This is a genomic window from Peptostreptococcus equinus, from assembly GCF_027125355.1.
GTDB lineage: Bacteria > Bacillota > Clostridia > Peptostreptococcales > Peptostreptococcaceae > Peptostreptococcus > Peptostreptococcus equinus.
This window is the reverse complement of sequence record NZ_CP114052.1, coordinates 1,651,026-1,676,975: the sequence shown is the minus strand read 5'-3', so window position 1 is coordinate 1,676,975 and position 25,950 is coordinate 1,651,026. Positions and strand designations below refer to the sequence as shown.

27 protein-coding genes are annotated in these 25,950 nt (G+C 31.0%); 24 read left to right on the top strand and 3 right to left on the bottom strand.

Going from position 1 to position 25,950, the window contains the following annotated elements; translation table 11 throughout:
• Positions 1-5: 5 nt before the first annotated feature.
• From O0R46_RS08290 to O0R46_RS08205, 18 genes are all read left to right on the top strand, one after another.
• A complete protein-coding gene (locus O0R46_RS08290; protein ID WP_269311286.1) occupies positions 6-581 on the top strand; it encodes a histidine phosphatase family protein in 576 nt (191 codons plus the stop codon).
• A 7-nt stretch (positions 582-588) separates the two neighbouring features.
• Positions 589-1,617: an XdhC family protein gene (locus tag O0R46_RS08285; protein ID WP_269311285.1), complete on the top strand. Its 1,029-nt coding sequence runs from the start codon at positions 589-591 to the stop codon at positions 1,615-1,617.
• Positions 1,604-2,647 carry a molybdopterin-binding protein gene (locus tag O0R46_RS08280; protein ID WP_269311284.1) on the top strand — a complete coding sequence of 348 codons (1,044 nt, stop codon included), beginning with the start codon at positions 1,604-1,606 and terminating at the stop codon, positions 2,645-2,647. The genes O0R46_RS08285 and O0R46_RS08280 overlap by 14 nt, the downstream gene beginning before the upstream one ends.
• A gap of 19 nt (positions 2,648-2,666) precedes the next feature.
• Entirely contained in the window at positions 2,667-3,140 is a 474-nt protein-coding gene (gene moaC / locus O0R46_RS08275) for a cyclic pyranopterin monophosphate synthase MoaC (protein WP_269311283.1), read from the top strand.
• Positions 3,128-4,114, top strand: a complete 987-nt coding sequence (gene moaA / locus O0R46_RS08270; protein ID WP_331275587.1) for a GTP 3',8-cyclase MoaA — start codon at positions 3,128-3,130, stop codon at positions 4,112-4,114. Before moaC ends, moaA begins: the two co-directional genes overlap by 13 nt.
• Positions 4,115-4,180: 66 nt before the next feature.
• Entirely contained in the window at positions 4,181-5,116 is a 936-nt protein-coding gene (locus O0R46_RS08265; protein ID WP_269311282.1) for an MOSC domain-containing protein, read from the top strand.
• Between the two features lie 110 nt (positions 5,117-5,226).
• Positions 5,227-6,135: a molybdate ABC transporter substrate-binding protein gene (gene modA / locus O0R46_RS08260; protein WP_269311281.1), complete on the top strand. Its 909-nt coding sequence runs from the start codon at positions 5,227-5,229 to the stop codon at positions 6,133-6,135.
• Positions 6,136-6,153: 18 nt separating this feature from the next.
• Entirely contained in the window at positions 6,154-6,837 is a 684-nt protein-coding gene (gene modB, locus O0R46_RS08255) for a molybdate ABC transporter permease subunit (protein WP_269311280.1), read from the top strand.
• Positions 6,838-6,857: 20 nt separating this feature from the next.
• Entirely contained in the window at positions 6,858-7,937 is a 1,080-nt protein-coding gene (locus O0R46_RS08250) for a sulfate/molybdate ABC transporter ATP-binding protein (RefSeq protein WP_269311279.1), read from the top strand.
• 188 nt (positions 7,938-8,125) lie between these two features.
• Positions 8,126-9,007, top strand: a complete 882-nt coding sequence (locus tag O0R46_RS08245) for an FAD binding domain-containing protein (protein ID WP_269311278.1) — start codon at positions 8,126-8,128, stop codon at positions 9,005-9,007.
• A gap of 2 nt (positions 9,008-9,009) precedes the next feature.
• Positions 9,010-9,495: a (2Fe-2S)-binding protein gene (locus O0R46_RS08240; RefSeq protein WP_269311277.1), complete on the top strand. Its 486-nt coding sequence runs from the start codon at positions 9,010-9,012 to the stop codon at positions 9,493-9,495.
• Between the two features lies 1 nt (position 9,496).
• Positions 9,497-11,842, top strand: a complete 2,346-nt coding sequence (locus tag O0R46_RS08235) for a xanthine dehydrogenase family protein molybdopterin-binding subunit (protein ID WP_269311276.1) — start codon at positions 9,497-9,499, stop codon at positions 11,840-11,842.
• Between the two features lie 97 nt (positions 11,843-11,939).
• On the top strand, positions 11,940-12,347 hold the full coding sequence (locus tag O0R46_RS08230) for a YopX family protein (RefSeq protein ID WP_269311275.1): 408 nt from the start codon (positions 11,940-11,942) through the stop codon (positions 12,345-12,347).
• Positions 12,348-12,359: 12 nt separating this feature from the next.
• Complete coding sequence (locus O0R46_RS08225; protein ID WP_269311274.1) at positions 12,360-12,899, top strand: hypothetical protein; 540 nt, start codon at positions 12,360-12,362, stop codon at positions 12,897-12,899.
• 1 nt (position 12,900) lies between these two features.
• Entirely contained in the window at positions 12,901-13,344 is a 444-nt protein-coding gene (locus O0R46_RS08220) for a hypothetical protein (protein ID WP_269311273.1), read from the top strand.
• A 20-nt stretch (positions 13,345-13,364) separates the two neighbouring features.
• On the top strand, positions 13,365-13,928 hold the full coding sequence (locus O0R46_RS08215; protein WP_269311272.1) for an HD domain-containing protein: 564 nt from the start codon (positions 13,365-13,367) through the stop codon (positions 13,926-13,928).
• 190 nt (positions 13,929-14,118) lie between these two features.
• Positions 14,119-15,099 carry a CPBP family intramembrane glutamic endopeptidase gene (locus tag O0R46_RS08210; protein WP_269311271.1) on the top strand — a complete coding sequence of 327 codons (981 nt, stop codon included), beginning with the start codon at positions 14,119-14,121 and terminating at the stop codon, positions 15,097-15,099.
• 119 nt (positions 15,100-15,218) lie between these two features.
• A complete protein-coding gene (locus O0R46_RS08205) occupies positions 15,219-16,244 on the top strand; it encodes an ion channel (protein WP_269311270.1) in 1,026 nt (341 codons plus the stop codon).
• Between the two features lie 877 nt (positions 16,245-17,121).
• Here O0R46_RS08205 and O0R46_RS08200 read toward each other — a convergent pair.
• Together O0R46_RS08200 and O0R46_RS08195 are read right to left on the bottom strand one after the other, a co-directional pair.
• The gene (locus O0R46_RS08200) at positions 17,122-17,958 is read right to left on the bottom strand and encodes an SHOCT domain-containing protein (protein WP_269311269.1); all 837 of its coding nucleotides are present in this window, start codon (positions 17,956-17,958) and stop codon (positions 17,122-17,124) included.
• A gap of 101 nt (positions 17,959-18,059) precedes the next feature.
• Positions 18,060-18,956 (bottom strand): thermonuclease family protein, encoded by an 897-nt coding sequence (locus tag O0R46_RS08195; RefSeq protein ID WP_269311268.1) that lies wholly within the window; start codon positions 18,954-18,956, stop codon positions 18,060-18,062.
• 286 nt (positions 18,957-19,242) lie between these two features.
• Between O0R46_RS08195 and O0R46_RS08190 the strand changes: the two genes are divergently transcribed.
• From O0R46_RS08190 to O0R46_RS08180, 3 genes are all read left to right on the top strand, one after another.
• A complete protein-coding gene (locus O0R46_RS08190; RefSeq protein ID WP_269311267.1) occupies positions 19,243-20,010 on the top strand; it encodes a hypothetical protein in 768 nt (255 codons plus the stop codon).
• Between the two features lie 355 nt (positions 20,011-20,365).
• Complete coding sequence (locus O0R46_RS08185; RefSeq protein WP_269311266.1) at positions 20,366-21,058, top strand: ferric reductase-like transmembrane domain-containing protein; 693 nt, start codon at positions 20,366-20,368, stop codon at positions 21,056-21,058.
• A gap of 381 nt (positions 21,059-21,439) precedes the next feature.
• Positions 21,440-21,874, top strand: a complete 435-nt coding sequence (locus O0R46_RS08180; RefSeq protein ID WP_269311265.1) for a GNAT family N-acetyltransferase — start codon at positions 21,440-21,442, stop codon at positions 21,872-21,874.
• 115 nt (positions 21,875-21,989) lie between these two features.
• Here O0R46_RS08180 and ade read toward each other — a convergent pair whose 3' ends face one another.
• Positions 21,990-23,672, bottom strand: coding sequence for an adenine deaminase (gene ade, locus O0R46_RS08175; RefSeq protein WP_269311264.1), 1,683 nt, complete (start codon positions 23,670-23,672; stop codon positions 21,990-21,992).
• Positions 23,673-23,928: 256 nt separating this feature from the next.
• On the opposite strand from ade, the gene O0R46_RS08170 reads away from it, so the two are divergent.
• From O0R46_RS08170 to O0R46_RS08160, 3 genes are all read left to right on the top strand, one after another.
• A complete protein-coding gene (locus tag O0R46_RS08170; protein ID WP_269311263.1) occupies positions 23,929-24,519 on the top strand; it encodes a biotin transporter BioY in 591 nt (196 codons plus the stop codon).
• Positions 24,520-24,600: 81 nt separating this feature from the next.
• Positions 24,601-25,473 (top strand): DUF4261 domain-containing protein, encoded by an 873-nt coding sequence (locus O0R46_RS08165; RefSeq protein ID WP_269311262.1) that lies wholly within the window; start codon positions 24,601-24,603, stop codon positions 25,471-25,473.
• Between the two features lie 258 nt (positions 25,474-25,731).
• Positions 25,732-25,932, top strand: a complete 201-nt coding sequence (locus O0R46_RS08160) for a cold-shock protein (RefSeq protein WP_269311261.1) — start codon at positions 25,732-25,734, stop codon at positions 25,930-25,932.
• Positions 25,933-25,950: the final 18 nt, after the last annotated feature.

Below are 25,950 nucleotides of genomic sequence, written 5' to 3'. Positions count from 1 at the left end.
AGCTTATGAGAAAATTATATCTTATTAGACATGCTAGGCCAGATTTTGTGGATGGTATCAAGCTTTGTATTGGTAGGACAGACATAGATATAGGTGAGCATGGAATAGATGAAAGTGAAAAATTGAAGGAATTTTTTTCTGAAAAAGACATATCTTGCATATATTCTAGTCCTTTGACTAGGTGTATAAGCACTTCAGAAATTATTTCAGATGGAAAAATAGAGATAAAGATAGAGCCAGGTCTCATAGAAATAGACATGGGAGAATGGGAAGGACTTCCTCTAAAGGATATATTCAAGGAATTAGGTGACGAACCTAAAGAGGGCGAAAGGCGTATGGACGCTTTAAAAAGAATGGAAGAGACCCTTTTATATATCATGGATAAGTCGGTTGGGGATGTTATTTGCTTAGCTCATGCTGGGATTAATTGCGCATTTATAGCAAAGGTTACGGGTTCTGATATTAGGACTTCGAGAGCGATTAAGCAACCCTATGCATCCTACAATTGCTTTGAATTTGATGAAGATAAAAGGGAATTTAAGTGTTTAGAAATCGGGGTTGTTCCCCAGGGGAGTTTGTGATAAATAAATGAAAACGTTTTTTAAAATATTGAACGATGAATTGTTGGCTGGTAGAGATATTACCATGGTCAGCGTAACGTCTAGTTCTGGTTCAACACCTAGGGGAGCTGGCGCTAGAATGATTGTTGGAGAAAAAGGTAGACTTTATGGAACTATAGGTGGCGGTGCTGTAGAGTTTTTATGCCAAAATAAGGGGCAGGAAGTCCTTAAAACAAAAAAATCATTCAACGAAGTCTACATGCTTAGACAAAATGAAGTCCAGGATTTGGGCATGATTTGTGGTGGCGATGTAGCTTGTTTTTTCCAGTATATATCTAGTGAAGACGAGAATATAAAGGAAATAGTGAAAGCTGTTGTAGAAGGATTTGAAAAAGATGAAGATATTTGGTTGGTAAATGATATTACTGAGGATGCGAGATTTTCTATGGGCGTTATCTATGGTAATGGAACAGTAGTAGGAATGGATTGCCCAGACCAGATTATTAATAATTTAGATGCAGGCACTAGAAAGTGCAAGATTGAGGAGAGAACATATTTTGTTGAGAAAATTAACCACAATTCAAAGGTATATGTATTTGGTGGTGGTCATGTTGCTCAGCAGCTAGTACCTACTCTTAGTAGGATTGGATTTAATTGTATAGTACTTGAAGATAGGGAAGAATTCGCAAAGGCTGAGTTGTTCTCTGGTGTTGTTTCCACAAAAATCGTAGATATGGAAAACCTGTACGAATTTTGCAAAGAAGTAACAAAGAACGATTATATTTGCATTATGACAAGAGGACACAAGGACGACTATATAATTCAGCGTCAAGTATTGAAAACACCGGCAAGATACATTGGAGTAATAGGCTCTAGAAGAAAAACTGCGGGTGTAATGAAAAAGCTTAGAAATGACGGATATAAGGATGAAGATTTAGCGAGAATAACGGCTCCAATAGGTATACCATTGGATGCGGAAACTCCTGCAGAGATTGCTATCAGCATTGCAGGTCAATTAATAAACGAAAGGGCTAAAGATAGATATGAAAATAATTAAAACAGTTGATGCAGAGGGCGCAGTTCTTTGCCATGATATAACACAGATAATAAAGGGAGTAACAAAAGATGTCGTTTTTAAAAAGGGACATGTAGTAAGAAAAGAAGATATACCAGTATTATTGAGCGTGGGAAAAGACAACCTATATATTTGGGAAAATGATGACAACATGCTTCATGAAAATGACGCAGCGGAAATCCTATGTTCTATGTGTCTAGGAGAAAACATGCAACGTACTCAGCCAAAGGAAGGTAAAATAAGCCTGATAGCTGATTGTCACGGTTTACTAAAGATAAATAGACAGGCTTTAAAGACTGTTAATGGTTTTGGACAGATGATGATCGCAAGTATACACGGTGATTTCGCCGTTCAAAAGGGCGAAAAAATAGCAGGTACGAGAATTATTCCTTTGGTAATAGAAAAAGAAAAAATGGATAGGGTTAAGGGCCAGGTAGACGCTATAACTTCCGGACAGCCTATATTTGAAATAAAAGAATTCAAGGGCAAAAAAGTCGGTGTAGTAACTACAGGTAATGAAGTTTTCTACGGAAGAATTAAGGATACTTTCACTCCTGTATTAATCGATAAAATAGCTGAATTCGGTGGAGAATTATTTGAGCATATTATCTTAGAAGATGATGATAAGAAAGTTACTAAGGCCATTGTAGAATTAATAGAAAAGGGAGCGGACATGGTCCTTTGCACAGGTGGTATGAGTGTAGACCCTGATGACAAGACTCCTTTGGCTATCAGAAATACAGGAGCAAATATAATTTCATACGGAGCGCCAGTTCTTCCAGGGGCTATGTTCCTATTGGCTTATTACGATGATAAGGGTCAAAGAACAGTACCAATCCTCGGTCTACCAGGATGTGTAATGTATGCTAAGAGAACAATATTTGACCTAATTCTACCTAGAGTTATGGCAGATGACGAAGTTACAGCAGATGATATAGCAGAACTTGGTGAAGGTGGCCTATGTCTTGAATGTGACGTATGTACTTTCCCTAAGTGTACTTTTGGTAGATAGGTTTTATAGGGGAGAATATATGAGTAATTTTACACATTTTGATAAAAATGGCAATGCCATTATGGTCGATGTAAGCGAAAAAAACGAAACAGTTAGGGAAGCTATTGCAATAGGTAGCATTAAAATGTCAAAAGAATGCTTTTTAAAAGTTAAAGAAGGTGGCATGAAAAAGGGTGATGTTCTGGGGGTTGCAAGAGTTGCAGGTATTATGGGAGCCAAGAAAACATCAGAACTAATACCACTATGTCACATATTGAACTTGAGCAAGGTGGAGATTGATTTTTCACTTGATGAAGTTGAGTGCAAGATTGAAGCTGCCTGTACAGTGAAAACTGTTGGAAAAACAGGTGTAGAAATGGAAGCGCTGACAGGAGTCAACATTTGCCTTTTGACAATCTATGATATGTGCAAGGCTATAGATAAAGGTATGGAAATATTGGAAGTAAAACTCATGAAAAAAACTGGTGGTAAAAGTGGAGTTTGGGAAAGGTAGAGATTATCTTGATAGATTCATTTAATAGAAATATAGATTATATGAGAATTTCTGTTACTGATAGGTGCAATTTGCGTTGTAGGTATTGTATGCCTGATGGTATTGAATTATGCTCTCATGATTATATTTTATCTTTTGACGAAATATTAATGGTGTGCAAGGAAGCTATCGGATTGGGTATTGTAAATTTTAAAATCACTGGTGGCGAGCCTCTTGTTAGGAAAGACTGCCATAAATTGATTAAAAAAATATACGAATTAGGCGGAGTTAATGAGGTTACAATTACTACAAATGGAATCCTGCTTGTAGACCAATTGGACGATATAATTGATGCAGGCGTGAAATCCATAAACATCAGTCTAGATACCCTGGACAGAGAAAAATACGAGCAGATTACAGGATTTGATCAAATTGACAAGGTTTTGGAAGCTATAGAAAAATCTGTTGAAAAGGGAATAAGAGTGAAGATAAATTCTGTATTACACGATAAAGACTACAAAGAAGATTTCTTGAATCTAATAAAATTGGCTCAAAAATATCCGATAGATGTTAGATTTATTGAAATGATGCCTATAGGACTTGGAGCCAATTCAATGCTAGTCTCAAATGAAGACCTAAAAAAAATATTGGAGACTTCATTTGAAAATGTGAGTTCAGATAAGACAAAGCATGGTAACGGACCGGCTGAGTATTGTAGAATAGATGGTTTCTTGGGAGCTATTGGTTTTATCAGCGCCATGCATGGAAAATTCTGTGATTCATGCAATAGGATAAGGATGACATCGACAGGAGAAATAAAATCTTGCCTATGTTTTGATAAACAGATAAGCTTGAAAGACGCATTAAAGGCAAGGGATTCAAAGGCTATATCTGAAATCCTAAAAAATAGCATATTGGAAAAACCTGAAATGCACTGCTTTGAAGATAAAAAACGTATTACAGAATTAAAGAGAATGACGCAGATTGGTGGCTAGAGGTCAACAAATCTCATTAAAAAAGTACTATAGAATTCGAAATTTAAGCGGGGAAGGAATAGCGAAATGGCTGAAATTATAGGAATATGTACTAGTGAAAGAAAAGGAACTCAAAAGAGCGAAGTTTCAAGTGCCAGATTGATAGAAAATCACGGTATTGAAAATGATGCACATGCTGGAAAATGGCATAGACAGGTGAGCCTTCTTTCATATGAAAAGATAAAAGACTTTAGGGCAAAAGGAGCAGATGTTGCTCTTGGAGCTTTTGGCGAAAATATTATAATAGACGAATACGATTTTAGGTCTATGCCCATTGGTACAAGATTTAAAATAGGCGATGTGATTTTGGAATTGAGCCAGATAGGTAAGGAATGCCATTCACATTGTGCAATATTCCATGCGGTTGGAGATTGTATAATGCCTAGAGAGGGTGTTTTTACAGAAGTAATAGTAGGCGGAGAAATAAAAGTTGGAGATGAAGTTGAAGTGATTGAAGCAGATCCAAACAGACCGCTTACAGCAGCGGTAATAACAGTTAGCGACAAGGGGTCAGTTGGATTGAGAAAAGACGAAAGTGGACCTATTATCACTAAGGGTCTTGAAGAACAGGGTTTCCTTGTAAAAGAGGAAATTATTGTTCCAGACGAACAAAATAAGATTGAACAGCAGTTGATTAGACTAGCAGACCAGAGGCAGATAAATCTGATTATAACGACTGGTGGAACAGGTTTTGCTTTTAGAGATGTGACTCCTGAGGCTACAAATGCTGTATGTAATAAGATGGCAAACGGAATAGCGGAGGCTATTAGAGCCTACTCAATGCAGTATACAAAAAGAGCCATGTTTTCTAGGGCTGTTAGCGGCATAAGAAATTCTACTCTAATAATAAATCTGCCAGGTAGCCCAAAGGCTGTTAGTGAAGCGTTAGAATTTCTTTTGCCAAATCTGAACCACGGTTTAGAGATTTTAAAGGGAACGGCTAGAGAATGTGCTAGAAAGTAAAAAATAGTGAAAAAGAGATATTAATTTTATAATACAAAACGAAAAGTATAAGTATTTAATTAAATTGGTGAAATAAATAAAAAATACTTTGTATAATAGGGGAGGTAAAAATGAGAGAAAATTCAATAAAAAGGTTGTCAGTAATTTGCTTATTATTATCAGTATGTATGTTTGTTGCTACAGCAATGACAGCATGCTCAAAAAAAGAGGCTAAAGAAGAAAATTCTGTTAAAAAATCGGAAAAACAAGAAATTAATTTATTTATTGCAGCTAGTTTAACAGATTCAGTAGGTGAAATAGTTAAGGATTTTGAAGCGAAAAATCCAAATGTAAAAGTAGTCATAAATGCTGATTCTTCTGGAAAGCTAAAGAGTCAGATATTAGAAGGTTTTGACTGTGATATATTTTTAAGTGCTTCACCTAAGGAAGTTGATGAATTGAAAGGTAAAGGCTTAATAATAGATAATTCAACTAAAGATCTTTTGGAAAATCAATTAGCAGTTATTGCAGCCAAGGATTATTCTGGCCCAGTAAAAGGATTAGAAAATATTAAAGAGGCCAAGTCTATAGCACTTCCATATGCGAGTGTTCCAGCTGGATTTTATGCTAGAAAAGCTTTGATACACGATAAACTTATTAATGTACAAATGAAGGAAAATGCTACAAAAGATGAAGAAAAGGCAATTATAAAAGCAATTGAAGGAAAGACTATTTCAAATGATTTAGGTGGTGTGGTAATAAGTGAAAAGGATAATGTAAGTTCAGCTTTAAGTGCAGTAGCCGAAAAATCAACAGAAGTAGGATTTACATATGTAAGTGATGCCAAGAGAAATGATGGTGTAAAGATTATATCTGAAATCGGAATAGATAAAACAGGAAAAATAAAATATCCAATAGCAAAAATTAAGTCTAAAAAGTCTAACAAGGATAAGGAAGAAATAATAGAAAAATTATATAAAGCATTGATAAGTGATAATGCTAAGAAAGTATATGCAAAATATGGATTCAAGACTAATTAATTGAGGAGCGGTTTAACATTGGAGAAATTATTTGAAATATTTACAAACTTAGATTGGAGTCCATTAATAATATCTATAAAGACAGCAATCGTTGCGACAATAATTTCTTTCTTCATTGGAGTGCATCTCGCTAAGAAAGCCATGTCTTTTAGTAAAAAAAGAAAGGCTTTTTTAGATGGGATAATGTCTTTACCTATAGTATTGCCACCAACTGTAGCAGGTTTTATATTGCTGATTATATTTAGTAAAAGAAGATTTTTGGGAAGTTTTTTGTTGGAAAACTTTGATATAAGTGTATTGCAAACATGGTTAGGTTGTATACTGGCTGCTACAGTAATAGCATTACCTTTAATGTACCAAAATGCAAGGGCTGCTTTTGAACAGGTAGATCAAAACTTAATTTATGCAGCTAGGACACTAGGGATAAGCGAGAAAAAAATTTTTTATAAAGTTTTACTTCCAGTAGCAGGTCCTGGATTAATAGCAGGTTCTATCTTATGTTTTGCGAGAGCTATGGGAGAATATGGTGCAACTTCAATGGTTGCAGGTAATATACAAGGAAAGACAGGAACTGTATCTCAAACAATAGCTATGGTAATAAATGATGGAGATTATTTAAAAGCAGGAGCATGGGTAATAATTGTGTTGATTATATCCTTTGTAATAATTTATATGACAAATATTGTATTAAATAAAAAATAATATGGGTGGAAAGAAAAATGATGGACTTATCAATTGATATAAAATCAAAATTACATAGTTACAATATGGATATTTCATTAAAAACAAGTGCAAAAAGAGTTGGTATTCTCGGAGAATCTGGTGCGGGAAAGAGCATGTTACTTAAGTATATATCAGGTATAATAAGTCCAGATGTTGGTATTATCAAGATTAATGACATAATTGCTTTTGATTCAACTAAAAAAAATAATATAAAACCACAAAAAAGAGATGTAGCTTATATGTTTCAAAATTACGCTCTTTTTCCAAATATGAATGTGAGAGAAAATATTGAGATAGTCTTGAAGGGAAATAAGGAATTTAAAAAAAATAAGGCTTTTGAATATATGAAAAAGTTTCATATAAGTGACTTGGCTGATAAAATGCCAAAAGATTTATCTGGAGGGCAGCAACAGAGAGTAGCGTTGGCAAGAATTATGGCATATGAACCCCAAATTATTCTATTGGATGAACCATTTTCAGCCTTGGACAATGACCTAAAAGATAAGTTACAAATTGAACTCGAAGAGATGCTTTCTGATTTTGATGGTATGGTCATAATGGTATCGCATAGCAGGGAGGAGATTTATAGATTTAGTGATGAACTTGTCATAATTGAAAATGGAAAAGTAGTAGAACAAGGTCCTACAAAAAAAGTATTTAATAAACCAAAAACTTTAGCCGGAGCTAAAATGGTTGGAGTAAATAATATTATCTCAGCATATGTAGATGATGATTGCGACATTACTATTCCTGATTTTGATATAAAAATTGAGCGTGAAAATATTAGCAATGATATTAAATATATAGGAATAAGAGATACAGATTTCAAATTATTATCAAAAGATAAAATTGATAATAATACTATAGATGGAAAAGTTGAAAAAATTTATAGAGGCTTAGAAAGCACGATGATATATTTTTCTGTGATAAGAAAATCTAAAAATTATGAAGAAACTAAAATTTCAGAAAAAAATTATTGTATAAAATTAAACAATTTAGAAGCGGAAAAATACCTAGAGAATAATTCGGATTTGAAAATTTCAATGGATAGAGAAAAAATAGTTTATATCGAAAGTTGAAAATAAAACTATTTAATTTTAAAATTAAACAATTATCATGATACAGAAAATTACTTTTTTAAAGAATGTAATTGTAATATTCACACAATTATTATATAATTAAAGTGAAATCTATGCACAAATTCATTTTTATGAAATAGTATTTCGTTCAGAATGCGAAAGCGTAAATTAAAAGGGAGGCTTAAAGAATGAATATTTTAAGTAATTTTCAGTATCATGCACCTAAAACTAAGGCAGAAGTTTTAGACTTGCTGGCAGATATTGGCGACAAATCAAAGATGCTTGCTGGGGGCACTGATTTAGTTATTATGCTAAAGGAGAAAATGATTCAGACGGAAAACGTTATCAACATCGCGGACGTTAAGGAATTATCAGGCATTAAATTTACTGATAATGGGGTAGAAATCGGAGCATGTACAACTATCTCTGAAATCGAAAACTCTAAAGAACTTGTTGAAAAGTATGGTGCATTAGTTTATGCAGCTAGTCAGTTAGGTTCTTATCAGGTAAGAACAATGGCAACTATAGGTGGAAATATTTCTCACTCATCACCATGTGGAGAAACACCAGCACCTTTATCAGCTTTGAATGCTACAGTTGTGATTGAAAGCAAGAGAGGGGAAAGAACTGTAAAGCCTGAAGATTTTATACTTGGTAATCGTCAAAATATATTAGAAAAAGATGAGATGGTAACAAAATTTATAATACCAGAACCTGTAGCTCATTCAGCTGCTACTTATGGTAATATAGGTTTAAGAAACGCTATGGAAATAGATGCCGTAAATATGGCTGTAAATATAGAATTAGAAGATGATAAGAAGACTATTAAAAGTGCAAAACTTATAATGGGATCAGTAGCACCAAAGCCTATTGTTTCTGAAGGAGTTCCATCATTACTTGTTGGAAAAGAATTAAACGATGAGTTGATTGAAAAAGTTGGAGAAGCAGCTATGAGCGAAGCTACACCAATTTCTGATGTTAGAGCATCTGCTGAATACAGAAAAGATGTTGTAGGAGCTTTAGCTAGAAGATTGACTAAAGAAGCATATAATAAGGCAATGGAGGCGTAGAAATGAAACAATTAATCACTTTGAATATTAATAATCAGAACTATGATGTAATAGTTACTCCAATGGATCTTTTGGTTGATGTAATCAGGAAAGCGATTGGTTTAACTGGTACAAAGAAAGGTTGTGGTCAGGGAGACTGTGGAGCATGTACAGTCTTGATAGATGGACAGCCTAAACTATCTTGTTTAACACTAGCTATTACATGTGCAGATAAGAAAATAATAACAATTGAAGGAATTGCTAATGAAGATGGAACTTTACATCCAATTCAGGATGCTTTCCTTGATCATGGTGCAGTACAGTGCGGTTTTTGTACACCAGGCATGATATTATCAGCTAAAGCATTAATAGATAGAAATCCAAATCCTTCTCAGAAGGAGATTAAGACAGCTATTTCAGGAAATACTTGTAGATGTACTGGATATATTAATATCGTTTCCGCTATAGAGTCTTATGCAAATTTAGTTGCAGAAAAGGGGGCTAAATAAGATGGGAAAGATGTATGAAGTATCAAATAGATATAATAATTATAGAGACTATACAAAAGAATTTACTGAAGTAGGAAGAAGTATACGTAGACCAGATGGTGCAGATAAAGTAAAGGGAAAAGTTCAGTATACTGATGATTTGACTTTACCAAGAATGGTATATGGTAAGCTACTTAGAAGTAAGCATGCACATGCTAATATAGTAAAAATTGACTATAGCAAGGCTATGGAATTAGAAGGTGTACTTGGTGTTATCACTGGAGAAGACTGTCCAATACCTTATGGTATAGTACCTCACAATGCCAATGAACATGCACTAGCTGTAGGAAAAGTAAGAAACTGGGGAGAACCAGTAGCAGCAGTAGCAGCAGTAACTGAAGAAATTGCTGAAAAAGCCCTAGAATTAATAGAAGTTGAATATGATGTTCTAGAAGCTATTGTTGACCCAAGAGAAGCAGTAAAGAGAGATGATCTAAGAATACATGAAGATGCTCCAAACAATATCTCTTATGAAGGAATCCAGGTTTATGGAGATCCAGACAAAGCATTAGCAGAATCTGACTATGTATTAGAACAAGATTACTATTCTTCATATGTAAATCATGGATTTATAGAGCCACAGTCTGCACTTGCAGATTTTGATGTTGCAACAGGAAAGCTACATCTTTATGCAACTTGTCAGGTTCCTCACTATACTCATCAGCAGTTAGCTAAGGTTCTTGAAATGCCTTTAAGCAAAATAAGAATAACAGTTCCACTAATAGGTGGTGGATTTGGTGGTAAGGGTGTTGCTTCTCAAGCAGATTTCTGTTCAGCACTTTTATCTAGAAAAGTTGGTAGACCAGTAAAGATAACTTACGAAAGAAGTGACGTATTCGCTACTAACAATGGTAGACATCCTTGCTATATGAAGATGAAGCTTGGTTTTGACAAAACTGGTAAAATAACAGCCTGTGATTTCACAAACTTAATGGATGGTGGAGCATATGCTGGTTGGGGTATTGTTGTTTTATTCTATACAGCATCAATGGTACATATACCATACATGATACCAAATGTAAGATTTGACGGTAAGAGAGTATATACTAACAAACCTACATGTGGAGCATTTAGAGGTCTAGGTGGAGTACAGCCAAGATTCGCTATGGAACAGATGTTAGATCAAGCTGCAGCACACTTCGGTATGGATCCATATGAAATAAGAATGTTAAATGCTGCTGAATCAGGATATACTGCAATGAGTAAAATGTATGTACCTCATACAGAATACAAAAAATGTTTAACAGAATGTGTTGAAAAATCAGGATATAAAGAAAAACATGGAAAATTACCATTTGGTAAAGGTATTGGTCTTTCTGGTGGATACTATATTTCAGGAACATCTTATACATTATACTTATCATACAAGCCACATACAGTAGCAACTATAAAAGTTGATGAAGAAAATGATGTAACTGTATACTGTGGAGCTACTGATATAGGTCAGGGTGTAGATATGGTAATGGCTCAGATGGCTGCTGAAACTCTAGGTGTACATACAGAAGATGTTACAGTAATACCAAGAGATACAAAAATATCAACATTTGACTTGGGAACATTTGCCAGCCGTCTAACATTTGCTACAGGTTGGGCAATTAGACAGGCAGCGGAAAAAATAAATGCTGAACTTAAGCCAGTAGCTGCTGGAATGCTAGGAATACGTGGTGACGAAGTAGAAGTTCAAGGTGGAGAATTCTATAATATCTACAAACCAAATAAGAGAGTACCTTGGAGAGATGTAGTATCTTCTTACATACAGACAAATGGACCTCTTACTAAGACAGGACAGTTCACGCCTCCAAGAAGAAAGGGTATCCAGCAAGGTGGTAACATCGGACACTCTCCATCATTTGGATTTAGTGCACAGATAGCAGAGGTAGATATAGATCTTGAAACAGGTAAGGTAAATGTAGTAAAGATTACTGAAGCAGGAGACTGTGGTGTAGCTATCAACCCACAAAGTGTAGAAGGTCAGGTACATGGATCTATAGGAATGGGTCTAGGACAGGCTCTATATGAAGAAATGAAGATTGCTCCAGATGGAACTTTCTGTAATCCTTCATTCCATGACTACAAGGTACCAACAGCTCTAGATATGCCAGAAATAGATGCAAATATAGTAGATGCTTATGACCCATCAGCTCCATACGGTGCTAAAGAATCAGGTGAAGGTCCAATTCAGCCAACAATACCTGCTATATTCAATGCTGTATATGATGCTATCGGTGTTAGATTTACTGAAATGCCTTTAACTCCTGAAAAGGTATTAAATGCTATTAAGGAACAAAAAGCTAAAGGTGTATTTTAAGTAATATAAGAAAAATATATAGAAAATATAAAATAATTAATCTGTATCGGTGTCGCTATATTGGTGGCACCGGTATATATTAAGTGGGGGGAAATAAATGCGTGAAATAAAATTTAGAGCATGGGATGATGAAAATAAAATAATGTATTCTCCAGAAGAATTAGAACAAGAGGGTGCATCAGAATTAGAAAAAACAATATATGGATACCTTTCATTTGGTGCTGTATTGATTTATGATTTTAAGAATCCTGAAGAACCAATAGAATTACTTCCACTTCAGAGTACAGGTTGGTATGACAATGAACAAAGAGAAATTTACGAAGGTGATGTTGTAGTAAATGACACTGGAGTTTATCAGATTATGTGGAGTGAAGAAGTAGCAGGATTTATATTAATAGGCAATGATGGATCAATGTCAATGGGAGGTCCATATATGTCAGATACATTTAAATTAAAAGGAAATATCTATCAGAATCCAGAATTGTTGGATTTTGACGTAAGATAAAGAGAAGTTATGATGTTAGATTTAAAAGATAATGAATTTTTTATAAAAGCAGATACTATGTCTGTGGATTTCTATCTTGAAGATGATATGTTTGAGATAGAAGGTAAATTTTCGGTAGAAGGTGATGATGCATATATTATAGTAATAGATGCAGTAAGTCATATGTTAAAAATTGCTGGAAATAAATTAAAAATTGGAAAGAAATACGGAAGGTTTACAGCTTCTAGAGTAGAAGATGGTAAAACTTTCGATTTAGAGATAAATAGAGTTTTTATACCATTAGAAAATCCGAGTGTGGAAGATTTTCAAAAAGAATTTGATAAAGGTACAAAACAATTTTTTAATAAGATGGATGACACACTTATTTGGTATGACATTGAAACAGAAAAATGGAATATTGAAGTCAATAAGATAAATATGTTCTGCAGTGGAGATAGATATCAATATGATACCATAGGTCAGATGTTTGAAGATAAAAAAGATTATTTGGCTGGTAAATGGCAGTGCATATATTTTAGTGCCGAAGTTGAAGAAGATGAAGAGGAGTTTTAACATGGGTAAGCATATTATAGAAAAAGACTACCATCGTTTGGATCCAGTGGGTCAAAGTGATATGTGTGCAGATTGTTCAGCAGGGTGTAAAATTAGCTGTAGTAGAAAAATGGCACATAATATGGGTAATGATGTTTCTTATATTATAGACGATTCTGTTGAAAAAGAAGTAAAAATAGACAGACTTTATGATGTAATAGTAAAGGATGTAGATAGTATACCTTGCGACTTGAAAACTCAAAAGCTAGTTTATGATGTAAATGGAAAGTTAATTGAAGGTGAGTTGAAGACTCCTTGGCCGATGAATTGGATATATGAAGTTGTATCTAACTTTTTAGCAGAAGATGATCATTTATCAGGAACTAAAAGTGTTAGGTTTGTAAATCCAGAAGAAAAAGATCAACTATTAATCTGTGATGTAGTAAGTTATGTCCAAAGACGCTAAAATAGAAAAGGTAATGAATAATGAAAAAAGAGATTTCTTTTTCTAAAGAATACTGTCCATCAAAGAGCGAATGTCTAGATATATTAGAGAAATATGGCACACCAAAGCACGTACAAGAACACTGTATTGCAGTTAGCGAAGTTTCTAGTACTATTGCTAATGAGCTAAAAGAAAAAGGTTTAGATATAAATGTAGAACTAGTAAAATCAGCAGGATATCTACACGATATTGCTAGAGTACATAAGATTCACGAAAAAGTGGGATCGGAATATTTAAAATCAATAGGCCTAGAAGACGTGGCAGAAGTGATAAAAGACCACACAAAACACAAAATAAATTCAGATATTAGAATGCTGGATGAAGAAGATATTTTGTGTATAGGAGATAGGTTGGTAATTGAAAATAAATATGTCGGATCTGAGAAAAGAATGGAATATATTATGTCCAAGGCTATATTGAAATATGGTGAGGACAGCAAAGATAGACTCGATAAGATTAAAGATAATTTTGTGGGATTTGTAAGAGGATTGGAAGATTTTATTGGGGAAGATATTGGGGATATAGTTCCGGATGAAATTAGATAAGTTAATGTAGCGATTTTTTTCATATACCGTGATATAGTCCATTATAATATAAATAATTTATTGTAATGGGCTTTTATATAAATTCTTAAACTATTCTAAATATTATGTCCAATATATTGAAATCAATCAAAATCAGGTATACACTTAAAATTGTAAAGTATGTAATGATTTGCATATAGGGGGATTTATTATGAATGAAAGTAAGAGCAATTTATTAAAGTTTTTTCTTGTAGCTTATGGATTACCAATTTTGTTGACACCTTTTTTGTATATTGCGAATAAAAAAGGTGTGAGCACAGAAACATTTCCACTTGCTTGGATGTTTTTTCCAGCCTGTGGTGTTGTAATTGGTAAATTGAGTTATAAGTCAGTAGAATTAAAAAAATGGACTAAAATTTTCTTTATCTGTTTTGTAGTTACCACATTTTTAATGGCTTTATTTGCGATTTTAAGTGCTTTTTTGAATGCTAAGTTTTTTATTTATGGACAAAATATTTTATTAATTTCTATGAGTTTACTTGCTTTTGCTTTTATTTTATATATGAATGTAGAAGAAAGAGAAAGTAATGGTTTAGGATTTAATATAAATTTTAAAATAGCCATAAAATTTATATTAATATATATTATAATGTATATTTTTACTATAATAGTTTCATCTAAAATAACAGGAGATAATTTGCCAAAAATTCAAAATATTAATTTCTTGTTAATAATATACTTGCCAATTCAATTTATTTTGACATCGATGTTATTTTTTGGAGAAGAATATGGTTGGAGGTATTATCTACAGCCTATTATGCAGAAAAAATTCGGTTTGAGATTAGGAGTAATTTTTTTTGGGATAATATGGGGTCTATGGCATGCACCTTTAGATTTTTTCTTCTACAGTTCAAGTACAGGTATCCAAACCTTGGTCAATCAAATAATTTTATGTATTGCTTTAGGTATATTTTTTGCATGGGCTTATATGAAAACAAAAAATATTTGGTTAGTAGCATTCATGCATTGTTTACACAATAATATGTATGGTTTATTTACTAATGGAGAGTTAGAAGGTATACAAAATTTGACTTGGAAAGATGTATTAATAAGCGCTTTAATTATGTCTGTAATATATTTACCAATATTACTTACTAAAGAATTTAGAAAAAGTAATAGCAAAGTTGTATAATAAATCAATATTACATATTTGGAAGATGAATTTGTTAATCTTAGAATGAAGTTAGAATTAAAGAAATGATATTAATTTTATTGGGTATTTATTTTCTATAAGTAGAAAAGAGGTATGCTATGAATTATTTGTTTTTAATTATAGGTTTTGTATTATTAATAGCAATAATATTTGATGTAATTTGGACAACTCTCTGGGTTGATGGAGGTGGAGGACCACTAAGCAACTTGGTTGCCGATTTTATATGGTATATTTTTGGAAAATTAGACAAAAAGGGAACTGGTTTTAAAAAGTTTGTAGGACCTGTTGTCCTTATGCTTGTTTTGGTATTTTGGATAAGTGTATTATGGATAGCCTGGACATTAATTTTTGCTTCTTTTAAAGGAGGCGTAGAAAATACAGCTAGAAATGACGCAATTACAATGGTAGATTATTTATATTATGCAGGCTATGTCTTATTTACTCTAGGAAATGGAGAAATAACACCTACCAACGGTACAGTTCAATTACTTACATCTTTGGCATCGGCTTCTGGGATGCTCAATTTATCCTTGGCAGTTTCCTACATACTTTCTATGATTAGCGGAGTAATAAAAAGGAGATCTTTTGCTACTACTATTTCAGGAATGGCAAAATCACCTGAAGAATTAGTATTAAATATGTGGGATGGAGAAAAGTTCTATAATTGTGATATGATTTTTCATACACTAGCAGACCAACTTAGTGAGATATCTTTTGAGCAAAGAGCTTTTCCATTGCTTAATTATTACCATTCATCAGACAAATATAAGTCTATAGCATATACAATGCCGATTTTATACGATTCACTCAATATACTTGAGTATGGAGTAAAATCAAAGGAAGTAATCAATCCACTAATACTTAAAAATATTAGATCTACTATAATAGATTTTCTAGAATCATTTGTAAAATTTACTGAAAAAGAAGATAAGGACTCTGTATTTATAACATTTCCAAAGCTCAATTTATTAAAAGAAGCTGGTATTGAAGTAGTTAGTGAACAAGAATTTGAAATGAAGCTAAAGGAATTAAAAAGATGCAGAAAGCAAATATCACATATTTATTGGGATAATTGGTCAGGATTAAAACCTTATGAGAGTGATCATACTACAGAAACTATTTAGGGCTCTTTGTCAAATAACGTTGATGAAGAATCACTAAAAAAATTATGCGGCGGAATCCGACACATTTGATGTGTTGATTCCGCTGTTTTTAGCTATTTTATATATATTTCTTAATAATAGTCTATTTCTCATGTTTTTGAAGCTCTTGAATCCGTAGGATACTCTTTTAAAGGATTTAATTAAATTGTTTTCTCCTGTCGGAGACAATATCATATATTTTATCAGTGTCTATATCAGTTAAATTAACACTTATAGAAGCATCCACCCTTACTGTAGATTTGAACTTTTATGAATACCTATTGTGGGTATGTCTATAGCAAGTTTTTCAGGTAGATAAAATTTATTTATTTTGATTTTTGCTGAACTTAGTATTTTTATCACTGTTTTCAGTAAGTTCAGACTTAGCTATGAAGGTTTTATTACAGTGTTTACAATAAAATATTTGATTTTTAATACTTAGAAAAGCAGGACTATTACTTATTCTGTTTATAAGTATTTTTACAATTTGGCTTCCATTTTTACTATTGAATAGTCTTCGTTTACGCAACCACAATGAGGACAGCAGTCTGGAATATAGGTTAAAATTGCGTGAATCACTTTATATTATATATTTTTTATTACCTTAGAAGAAATTTTTCCAGTTAATTTAGTTTTTGTCCCTAATTACTAAAAGATTTGTTATACTATTACTTAAAAAATGTTCATTCCTCCTTTAAATATTGTTTTGTGGTGATTCAATTTTACAACGGGTTTGACATGTTTTTAATTATTTTACAAAAAATAATAACGCTGACAGTAATATTTCAATTTTCGTCTAACGACGATTATGGATTTTTTATTACCATCAACGTTATAAATTATATAGCCTTCATTTATCTTATCTTTTAATGGCAGTTGCATCTTGAAGTTTAAAATATTGACCGTCTTTTATAGTTGCCATTCGATTATCTGTAAAGCAATCATTATTAACAATTGTATTATTATCGCTAGGTGAGGTACTTACCTCAAAATATGCATTTTCATTGTTAGCAGTAATATTATACTCTCCCGCAGGTATATCAAATCCTACTTTATATTGGCCATCTTTATATTCCTTGCCATCAAATTTTTTAGCTTTTGATGCTGGAACAGCATAACAATTATCTAATTTAACATATTGACCATCTTTTGCAAATATATATGAAAAAGTTTTTGGGAGATAATTATATATAATGCTGTCAGATTTTCCTTTAATATCTTTGGTTATTTCCATATAAGCGTTTTCATTTTCAGCGAAAATTTTGTATTCCCCAGCTTTCATATCTTTTCCGACTTGATAATGACCAGACATTATTGTACCATCAATTACTTTTTTGAAATCTTCAGGAATTGAATTTTTATCATCATTATTGGAATGAATATTACTATCTGTAACAGTAGTGACACTAGTAGTTTGATTATATGGTTTTAAAGTATTAACCAAAATTAATACAATAACTATTGCTATAAATCCTAAGCAACCAATCTTTATTATACCAAAATTATTAGGTATTTTTTTCTTAGCTGAATCACTAGAAAAAGAAATTGGTTTATAATTTATACTATATATTGATGATGTACTTGAATTTTCTCTTAATAAATCCTCTTTTTTTCTATTGAATTCTTCTTGTGTTATTATACCATCATCTAATAAACCTTTTAATTTTCTTAATTCATTTTCATTGAGTTTACTCATAAAAATACTCCTATTATTTAGTTTTTAGCTCTTCTGTATCCTGCATTTATTGCATCTTGTTCACTATCAAAGTAAACAACATTGTTTTCACTAATCTTATTCTAAGATCTTCCACCCGGTACATGATAAATCATAGAGCTTGAATTGCCTTTGATTTTACCTTGTGTAGTATCCGCAGTATACTGGTGTCCAAAAGCTTCTTCTGTTGCTGTACTTTGTGAAGTTGCATTTTGGTTTGAAGAATCAACATTATTTATTTCTTGGTAAGTTGTTTTTGAATTGAATTCTGTTTCAGCTGTTTGATTCCATAAACCTAATGATTTGCTTTGGGCTTCATTTTGCAGACTAGCAAAAATAGAGCTGTATTTACTATCTGGTTGATAAGTTGATGCATGTGCATATCCTTCTTTTACAAGTTTTGCATTATACATACTTGTTATGATTTCCTCTTGGCTTGGTTCATTACTTGATGGTCTAGCTATCCATACATATCTTAATAATCTCCCATATTTATCCGTATCTGATACATCTTTTTGTAAATATACTGTTTTGTCTGAAAGATTATTTTTTGTAAAGTCGCTTGCTTCTTTTCCATAGAATTGAACTGATTTGCTTGGATGAAATGTTTCTGGTGTATCAATACCTATCATTCTTAGCTTATAAGTTTGATTATTAACTAAAACTTCAATGGTATCTCCGTCCACAACTTTAGACACTTTCGCTTCAACAAAAGTGTTGTTTTCTTTTTTTTCTACTTTCTTTTCTTCTACTTTTGTCGTTTGATTTTCAACTTTGCTAATCTCTTTTTGAGATGTAACTGGTTTGGCGGTTGCTCCAGCCCCAATAAAGGATACTAAAAAGACAACAGTAGTTGTAATAAATACTTTCTTTGCTTTTCCTTCTTGTAGAGGATTTTTTCGAGATTTTATAAGTTTAAACCCCGAGACAAAAAAATAAAGTAATGATAAAAACATAATAAGATTAAATATAACTGACATTTTATAACCCCCTTGTATATAATTAATTCAAGAATACCATCATGGGAAATTGTTTTCAAGAATTTATATAAATTTGTATATTATTTGTAATTTTTTGACTATAGTATTTATTAGAGTTTTTCAATTAAATCATTTATCAATGCTTTATATTCTTTAATAAATGATATTTAATAGCTATATTTTATAAAATTTCATATAAAAAATATTATAGGGTATTAATACAATTAAGTAATTTACAACTTTTTAATTTTTAAATTACACAATTGTATTAGTAAAGGAGATTATCATGAAAAAGAAAAGCTCAAGTATATCAATTATTTTGTTTATACTGACGATTTTAGCAAATTATGTTAGTGCGAAAGGTTTAATCCCAAATTCCTTGTCTCAGCAAGTTGTATCTGGTAAATATCCAACTCCAATTACACCAGCTGGATTTACATTTTCCATATGGGGAGTGATTTACTTATTTTTATTTGTTTCTCTAATATATTTTTTATTAAAATCTAGAAATAGTATTGACTATTATGATAGTGTAGAAAAGGCGAGTCCATTATTATGGATTGCACTTATTTCAAATATAATTTGGAATTTTGTCTTTGGTATGCAATACATTATTCTGTCTGTTGTCGTAATTTTTGTATATACTATATCTTTGATATTGTTCACAAGAAATATTTCAAAAATAGAGAATAAAATAAATGAATTTGTAAAATTAGCTTTTGGTATACACTGTGGGTGGATGATAGTAGCTTCTTTGGTAAATATATATGCTTGTTTTTATAGCTTGGATAAAAATATATTTTCAAATCCTATTATATTTGTGATAGTAGCATTGGCTTTGGTTTTCTTTATGACTATATTAGTTATGAAATTTACAAATAACGAATACATACCTCTAGCTGTAATTTGGGCTTTTTGGGGAATAAAAAATAATGCTTATTTAAGTTCTAGTAATTATAGTTTAATAAATATATTATTATTGCTTATATCTATTTTATTAGCTATATATATGATAAAAGTATTATTAGATTACAAAAAATCAAGAAAAAATTAATAGTAAGTGGAAAAAGTTTAATAATAAATTATAATATGGAAAAACGACCTCCAATGGTTAGATTTTTAGATCTAGCTTTTGGGGGTCGATAAATTTTAAAAGATTTTTATATTTGTAAATTTTATGTTTTATATAAACTTAAATAATATTTAAATAATAATTAGAATAATTATAGTTTTAGAATTAACTTTTTTATATCATATATATAGAAATAATAAAATAAAAAACAAAAACAGTATTGATAATCATAATCAAATAGTGTATAATAAATTTTGTGTTTGAGAACACAAATCAATTAAAATTATTTCAACAGAATTAATTCTAATGATTCATATTTGATGAAAGGAGAAGTTTTATGGTATTAATTATCGGCATGATATTTACGCTAGCACTTATTTGGTTTAGTAAAGACTTAATTAAGAAATATCCAAAGACATCATATCTTATTTCATTTATAGTAGCTTTAGCAGTTGTTTATATATACTATACTGGTATGAATAAAACCTTGCCAAAGGAATTTGTTAAGTATTTTTTAAATATATTTAAGCGTGGAATATTTGCTACCACTATATTCATTGTTGTCATGTACTTGGGCTGCTTTACTAAGCATAATTACGTAAGCAAGAAACTCATGGTAATTAGAGGTGAGATATCTATAATAGCTTGTATATTTGCTCTTACTCACAATATAATTTATGGTAAGAAGTATTTCGTATGGTTATTGTTTGATAGATCAAAGCTAAATACAAATCAGTTTATAGCTGTAATAATCTCATTAATTATGATTGCATTGATGATTATATTGATGGTTACATCTTTTAAGTGTGTTAGAAAGAAAATGTCAGGACTTACATGGAAAAGAGTTCAAAGGTTGGCATATCCTTTTTTCCTATTAATATATGTACATGTAATGGCCTTATATGTGGCTAAATACAACAAAAAAGTACTAGATATGATAATATATACGCTAATTTTTGGATTATATGTATTCTTTAGACTAAGAAAGCAGAGTTTAAAGAAAAGACAAAGATTGGCTATAAATAAATAGTAAAAAATAAAATTATAAATTTGAAAGTTATTATAATAAAATTTCAAATTTATAATATTTGCAGACTCTAATTCACTTTGGTGTATTAGAGTCTTTTTTTAAAAAAATTTAATTTTTTTATGCAGGCTAAAAGTGTTGAAAAATAAGCGATTTTTATCAATTGATTATTGACATATATCCATATTCTAATTGTAAATTTTCTAATTATTGTGATTTTTATTAATTAGTGGGCATAATATATGTATAAGTATTATAAATTTATAAGTTTTTTTTGAATGATATCATTTTAATTCTATATAAGTATAAGAATTAGTATATAGTAAATATGAAAATAAGATGAATTAATATAATAATTAATAGTTGAATTGCAGGAGGCATATTATGGAAGTTGTAAAGAAGAAATTTGAAGAGTTGAGTTCAGAAGAGTTGTTCGATATATTTAAATTACGTGAGTCGGTTTTTGTAGTAGAGCAGGAATGTCCTTATCCTGAGATTGACGATTTGGATAAGATAGCTATGCATGTATATTTAAAAGAAAATGATGAAATATTAGCTTATATAAGAGTTTTACCTCAGAATACTTCCTTTGAAGAAGCTGGATTAGGTAGAGTCATTGCAGCTAAGCGTAAGCATGGTTATGGAGCACAGATAGTGAAGATTGGAATAGATGTAGCCAAGGAATATTTTGGTGCTGATGCAATAGTATTAGATGCAGAAGAGTATGCAAAAGGATTTTATGAAAAGGAAGGTTTTGTGCCAATTTCTGAAAGATTTATAGATTATGGTATACCTCATGTTAGAATGAGACTTAATTAAATATAGTTCATAAAGTAATAGTCCACAATATGTGGACTATTACTTTTTATATAGATTAGTTTATAGCACTAAAAGATTATATTTCTTTATATTAACATTTTTAATAATTAAAGATTTATATATATTTTCCTTCTAATACATCATATAGACCATTACTAGTAATTCTGATTTCTGGAATTACGGGAAGAGCTAGAAAAGATAGTGTAATAAAGGGTTCTATGCCTTTATTTACACCCATTTGATAGGATTTTTTTATCATGTTATGTAATTTTTGATTCATATCTTTGCTGTTTAAAGTCGAGATTAATCCCATTACAGGAAGGGGTAGATAATCAAATATTTTTCCATTATTAACTAAGACATATCCACCTTTAATATCTTTTATTTTTTCTATGGCAAGCATTATATCTTCGTCATTATCGCCTACTACGATTATATTATGGGAATCGTGAGCAACACTAGAAGCTATTGCTCCATTTTTTATACCATAATTTAATACATTAGCTAAACCATACTTACCGGTATTGTGATGTCTCTCAATTGATACTACTTTATTTATATTTTCAGTAGAAGTATTTTTTTCTTTAAGTTTGATTTTTTTAGTAAGAAGCTGTCCAGGAGTTAGGGCTATTGCATAATCACTCATCTTACCTTTTAACATATCTTTAGTAAACCAATCAATATTAACAGTATTTAATAAATCTTGATACTCACTATCTAAAATTTCATGATTTTTATTATAGGATTGATGAATCTTCTTTCCCATATAATATACTGAATCTATTTCTACATTTTCCATATCATTTAGTATTACTAGATTTGCTTTTTTGCCAGGGGCTATGTAGCCAATATCTCTTAAAGAATAACAGGTAGCTGGGTTAAAAGTAGCCATTTTGTATGCTTTTATTGGTTCTAATCCTAGTTTAATTGCTTTTCTGATATTATAGCTTATATGACCATCATTTATTATATCTTCTATATGTTTATCATCAGTACAAAAAGTGAACATTGATATATCTGAATCATTTTTTACTATTTCTGTAACTATTGCTTCGAGATTTTTTGCAGCGGATCCTTCTCTGATATGGACATATATGCCATTTCTTATTTTTTGCATAGCATAATAATAAGAAGTGCTTTCGTGATCCGTATTTATATTTGCCATAGCATATGCTGATAGATCTTTGTCCTCTATAGATATTATATGACCATCTTTTATCTTATTTTCATACATAGATAATTTGTCCATCATAGATGGTTTTCTGTTTAGAACAGCGTCAGTATCCATGACTTCTCCTAAACCTAATATTCTATTTTCATTAAATAGCTTTTCCATTTCTTTTGCTTCAAGTATATAGCCTGAATCTTCATAATCCATACAAGGAACACATGAAGGCATCATGAGATATACATCAGCAAAAGATGAAGAAGTCTCATTTAATATATATTTTATTCCCTTTAAACCAGATACATTTGCGGTTTCATGTGGGTCAGCTATAAATGTAGTTGTACCGCTTAATGAAGCATAGTGTACTAGCTCATGAGGATTTGCCATTGTAGATTCAAAATGTAGGTGTGAGTCTATAAAGCCTGGTGATATATATTTATTTTTACAATCTAATTCTTTTTTTCCATTATATTCGCCTATACCTATTATGTATCCGTCTTGTACGGCTATATCTGTCTTAATAATTTCTCCAGATTGAACAAAAATTACATTGGCATTCTTGAATACCAAGTCTGGTATTTTTTTTCCTAATGTATAATCTACTAGTTTCTGATAATTATATGTATCCAAGTTGCACCCCGTTTCTATAAAAGTATATTGTTGCTATTATATATTTTAATAATTTAATTTGCAATAGTATAATTAATAAAAGTTATCAAAAAAACTAAAAATATTTTTTAACAATATTGAAAAAAATTTATCAAATACGCTAAAAGCGTGACCAAATCGATAGACAGTTTTATTATATGGTGCTAATATATAAAAATATTTAGTATACACTAAGTATTTTAAGCAAATAATAGAAAAAATAGTGAGGTATTATATTATGTTTAAGGAAAAATTAAATACATTGGATATAGTGCATTGTAGTCTATTTACAGCACTGATAGCAATAGGAGCTTTTATAAAAATAATGATTCCCTTGGGGGTTTTTGAAGTTACTTTTTCGCTTCAACTACTATTTTCCTTGTTAGCAGGAATTGTACTAGGATCTAAAAAGGGATTTATTAGTGTATTAATCTATTTAACTATTGGTTTAATAGGTATACCAATATTTGCTCATGGAGGAGGATTAGCTTATATATTAAGACCAACATTTGGATTTTTAATTGGTTTTGCTTTTTCTGCATTATTGGCAGGTAGATTTAGAGAAAAATTTGGAAAGGCCACTTTCACAAAGCTACTCTTTGCTTGTTTTATAGGTGAAATGGCTTATTATCTATGTGGTCTAGTTTATTATTTTGTAAGTTTTAATTACATACTATCAAATGGAATGAGTATAGGATTAGTAGAACTAATCAGCGTGTGGTTTTTATCAACTGTTGGTCCAGACTTTATTTTATGTATAATAGCTGCTAATATAGGAAATAGATTATTACCTATATTAAATAAAATTAAATGTAACAAGGGTGAATAAAAATTTTATAGTAATTTTTGTATTTGTTGCCAATAATGTTATAATATAATATATAAATTATAAAATTGGTGAGGAGTTACTATGAACGATAAAAAAGAAGAATTATATTCAAAATATGAAGTCGGGGGACCATTTTTAATACATTTATTATTCGAAGAAGAATGTGCAATGCCTAATCCTGAACTGATTGAAGAAACTATGAATCAGCATTTAGGACAGATTGCATTTTTCCATCATGATAAAGATATGGCACACTTTGAAGCTAATGAATATGTTGCATATTATGAAAATGAAAATGGACCACACGAATTTGCATCACAGCTAATGATTAATGGGGTTGTACCTGTTGACAGCGATATGAAAAGAAGATTAGAAAAAACATACATGTGGAATTGCTCTGGTATTAATGATGTTACTGAAGTAGCTAAGTATCAAGTAATAGCAAATGACTTTTTAGCAGGAGAGTTAGATCCAATGACAAGAGCAAACTTGGATATGGATTTTGTAGAAGCATTGGTGGATTTATATCCTACTTGCATTGGTGTATGGTTTGCTAGTTGTGGTAAATTATTCTCAAGAAAACAGATTGCAGAACATAAATTATCTCAAAGAGATAGATTTATATACTTTGCTGTAAATGTTAGATTATTTAATTTAAAGGATAGTTCAGATGTACTGATTGATACAGTGGGGATGAGCACTCTAAAGTTGCCAGATTTACAATACTATTTTAAGAAGATGGATCCAAATTGGGTTTCAAATCATGCGCATAATATATTGTTAGAGATGCTTGAAAATAACTCTGCTTGTGATAATAATCACGAATTTGGTGGTATGGTCAATGGAAAGATGAATGACAACTTTAAATGGACTTCAGAATATGCAGAAGCTCTAGCAAAGCCAGATAGAGTAGTGATTAATATAAATATGGGAGAATACTCAGCTAAAAAATAATATTAAAAAAATAAGATAATATTAAAAATTAACTTAAAAATTTTAAAGTATGTAAAATTAATATTTAAAAAAATAAATATTTACCTTTACAAATTTAAAAAAATATTATATAATATAAATTGTAGTAAATATTTATTAAAAGAATTAGAATTTTATTGTGACATTTAAAACTTAACTCTCTTTTTAAAACATTGCGACACAAAATAATGGCCGATATGGCTTAGGTAGTTTCTTAAATGAAACAGAAGGAGATTTAACATGAATAATGGAACAGTAAAATGGTTTAACGACACTAAGGGATTTGGATTTATTACAGGAGAAGACGGAAAAGATTTATTCGTACATCAAACTGCTATCCAGGGATCAGGATTTAGAAGCTTAGAAGAAGGACAGAAAGTATCTTATGATATAGAATCTGACCAAAGAGGAAGCAAGGCAGTAAACGTAATAAAGTTATAGTACAAAATTGCTTATACA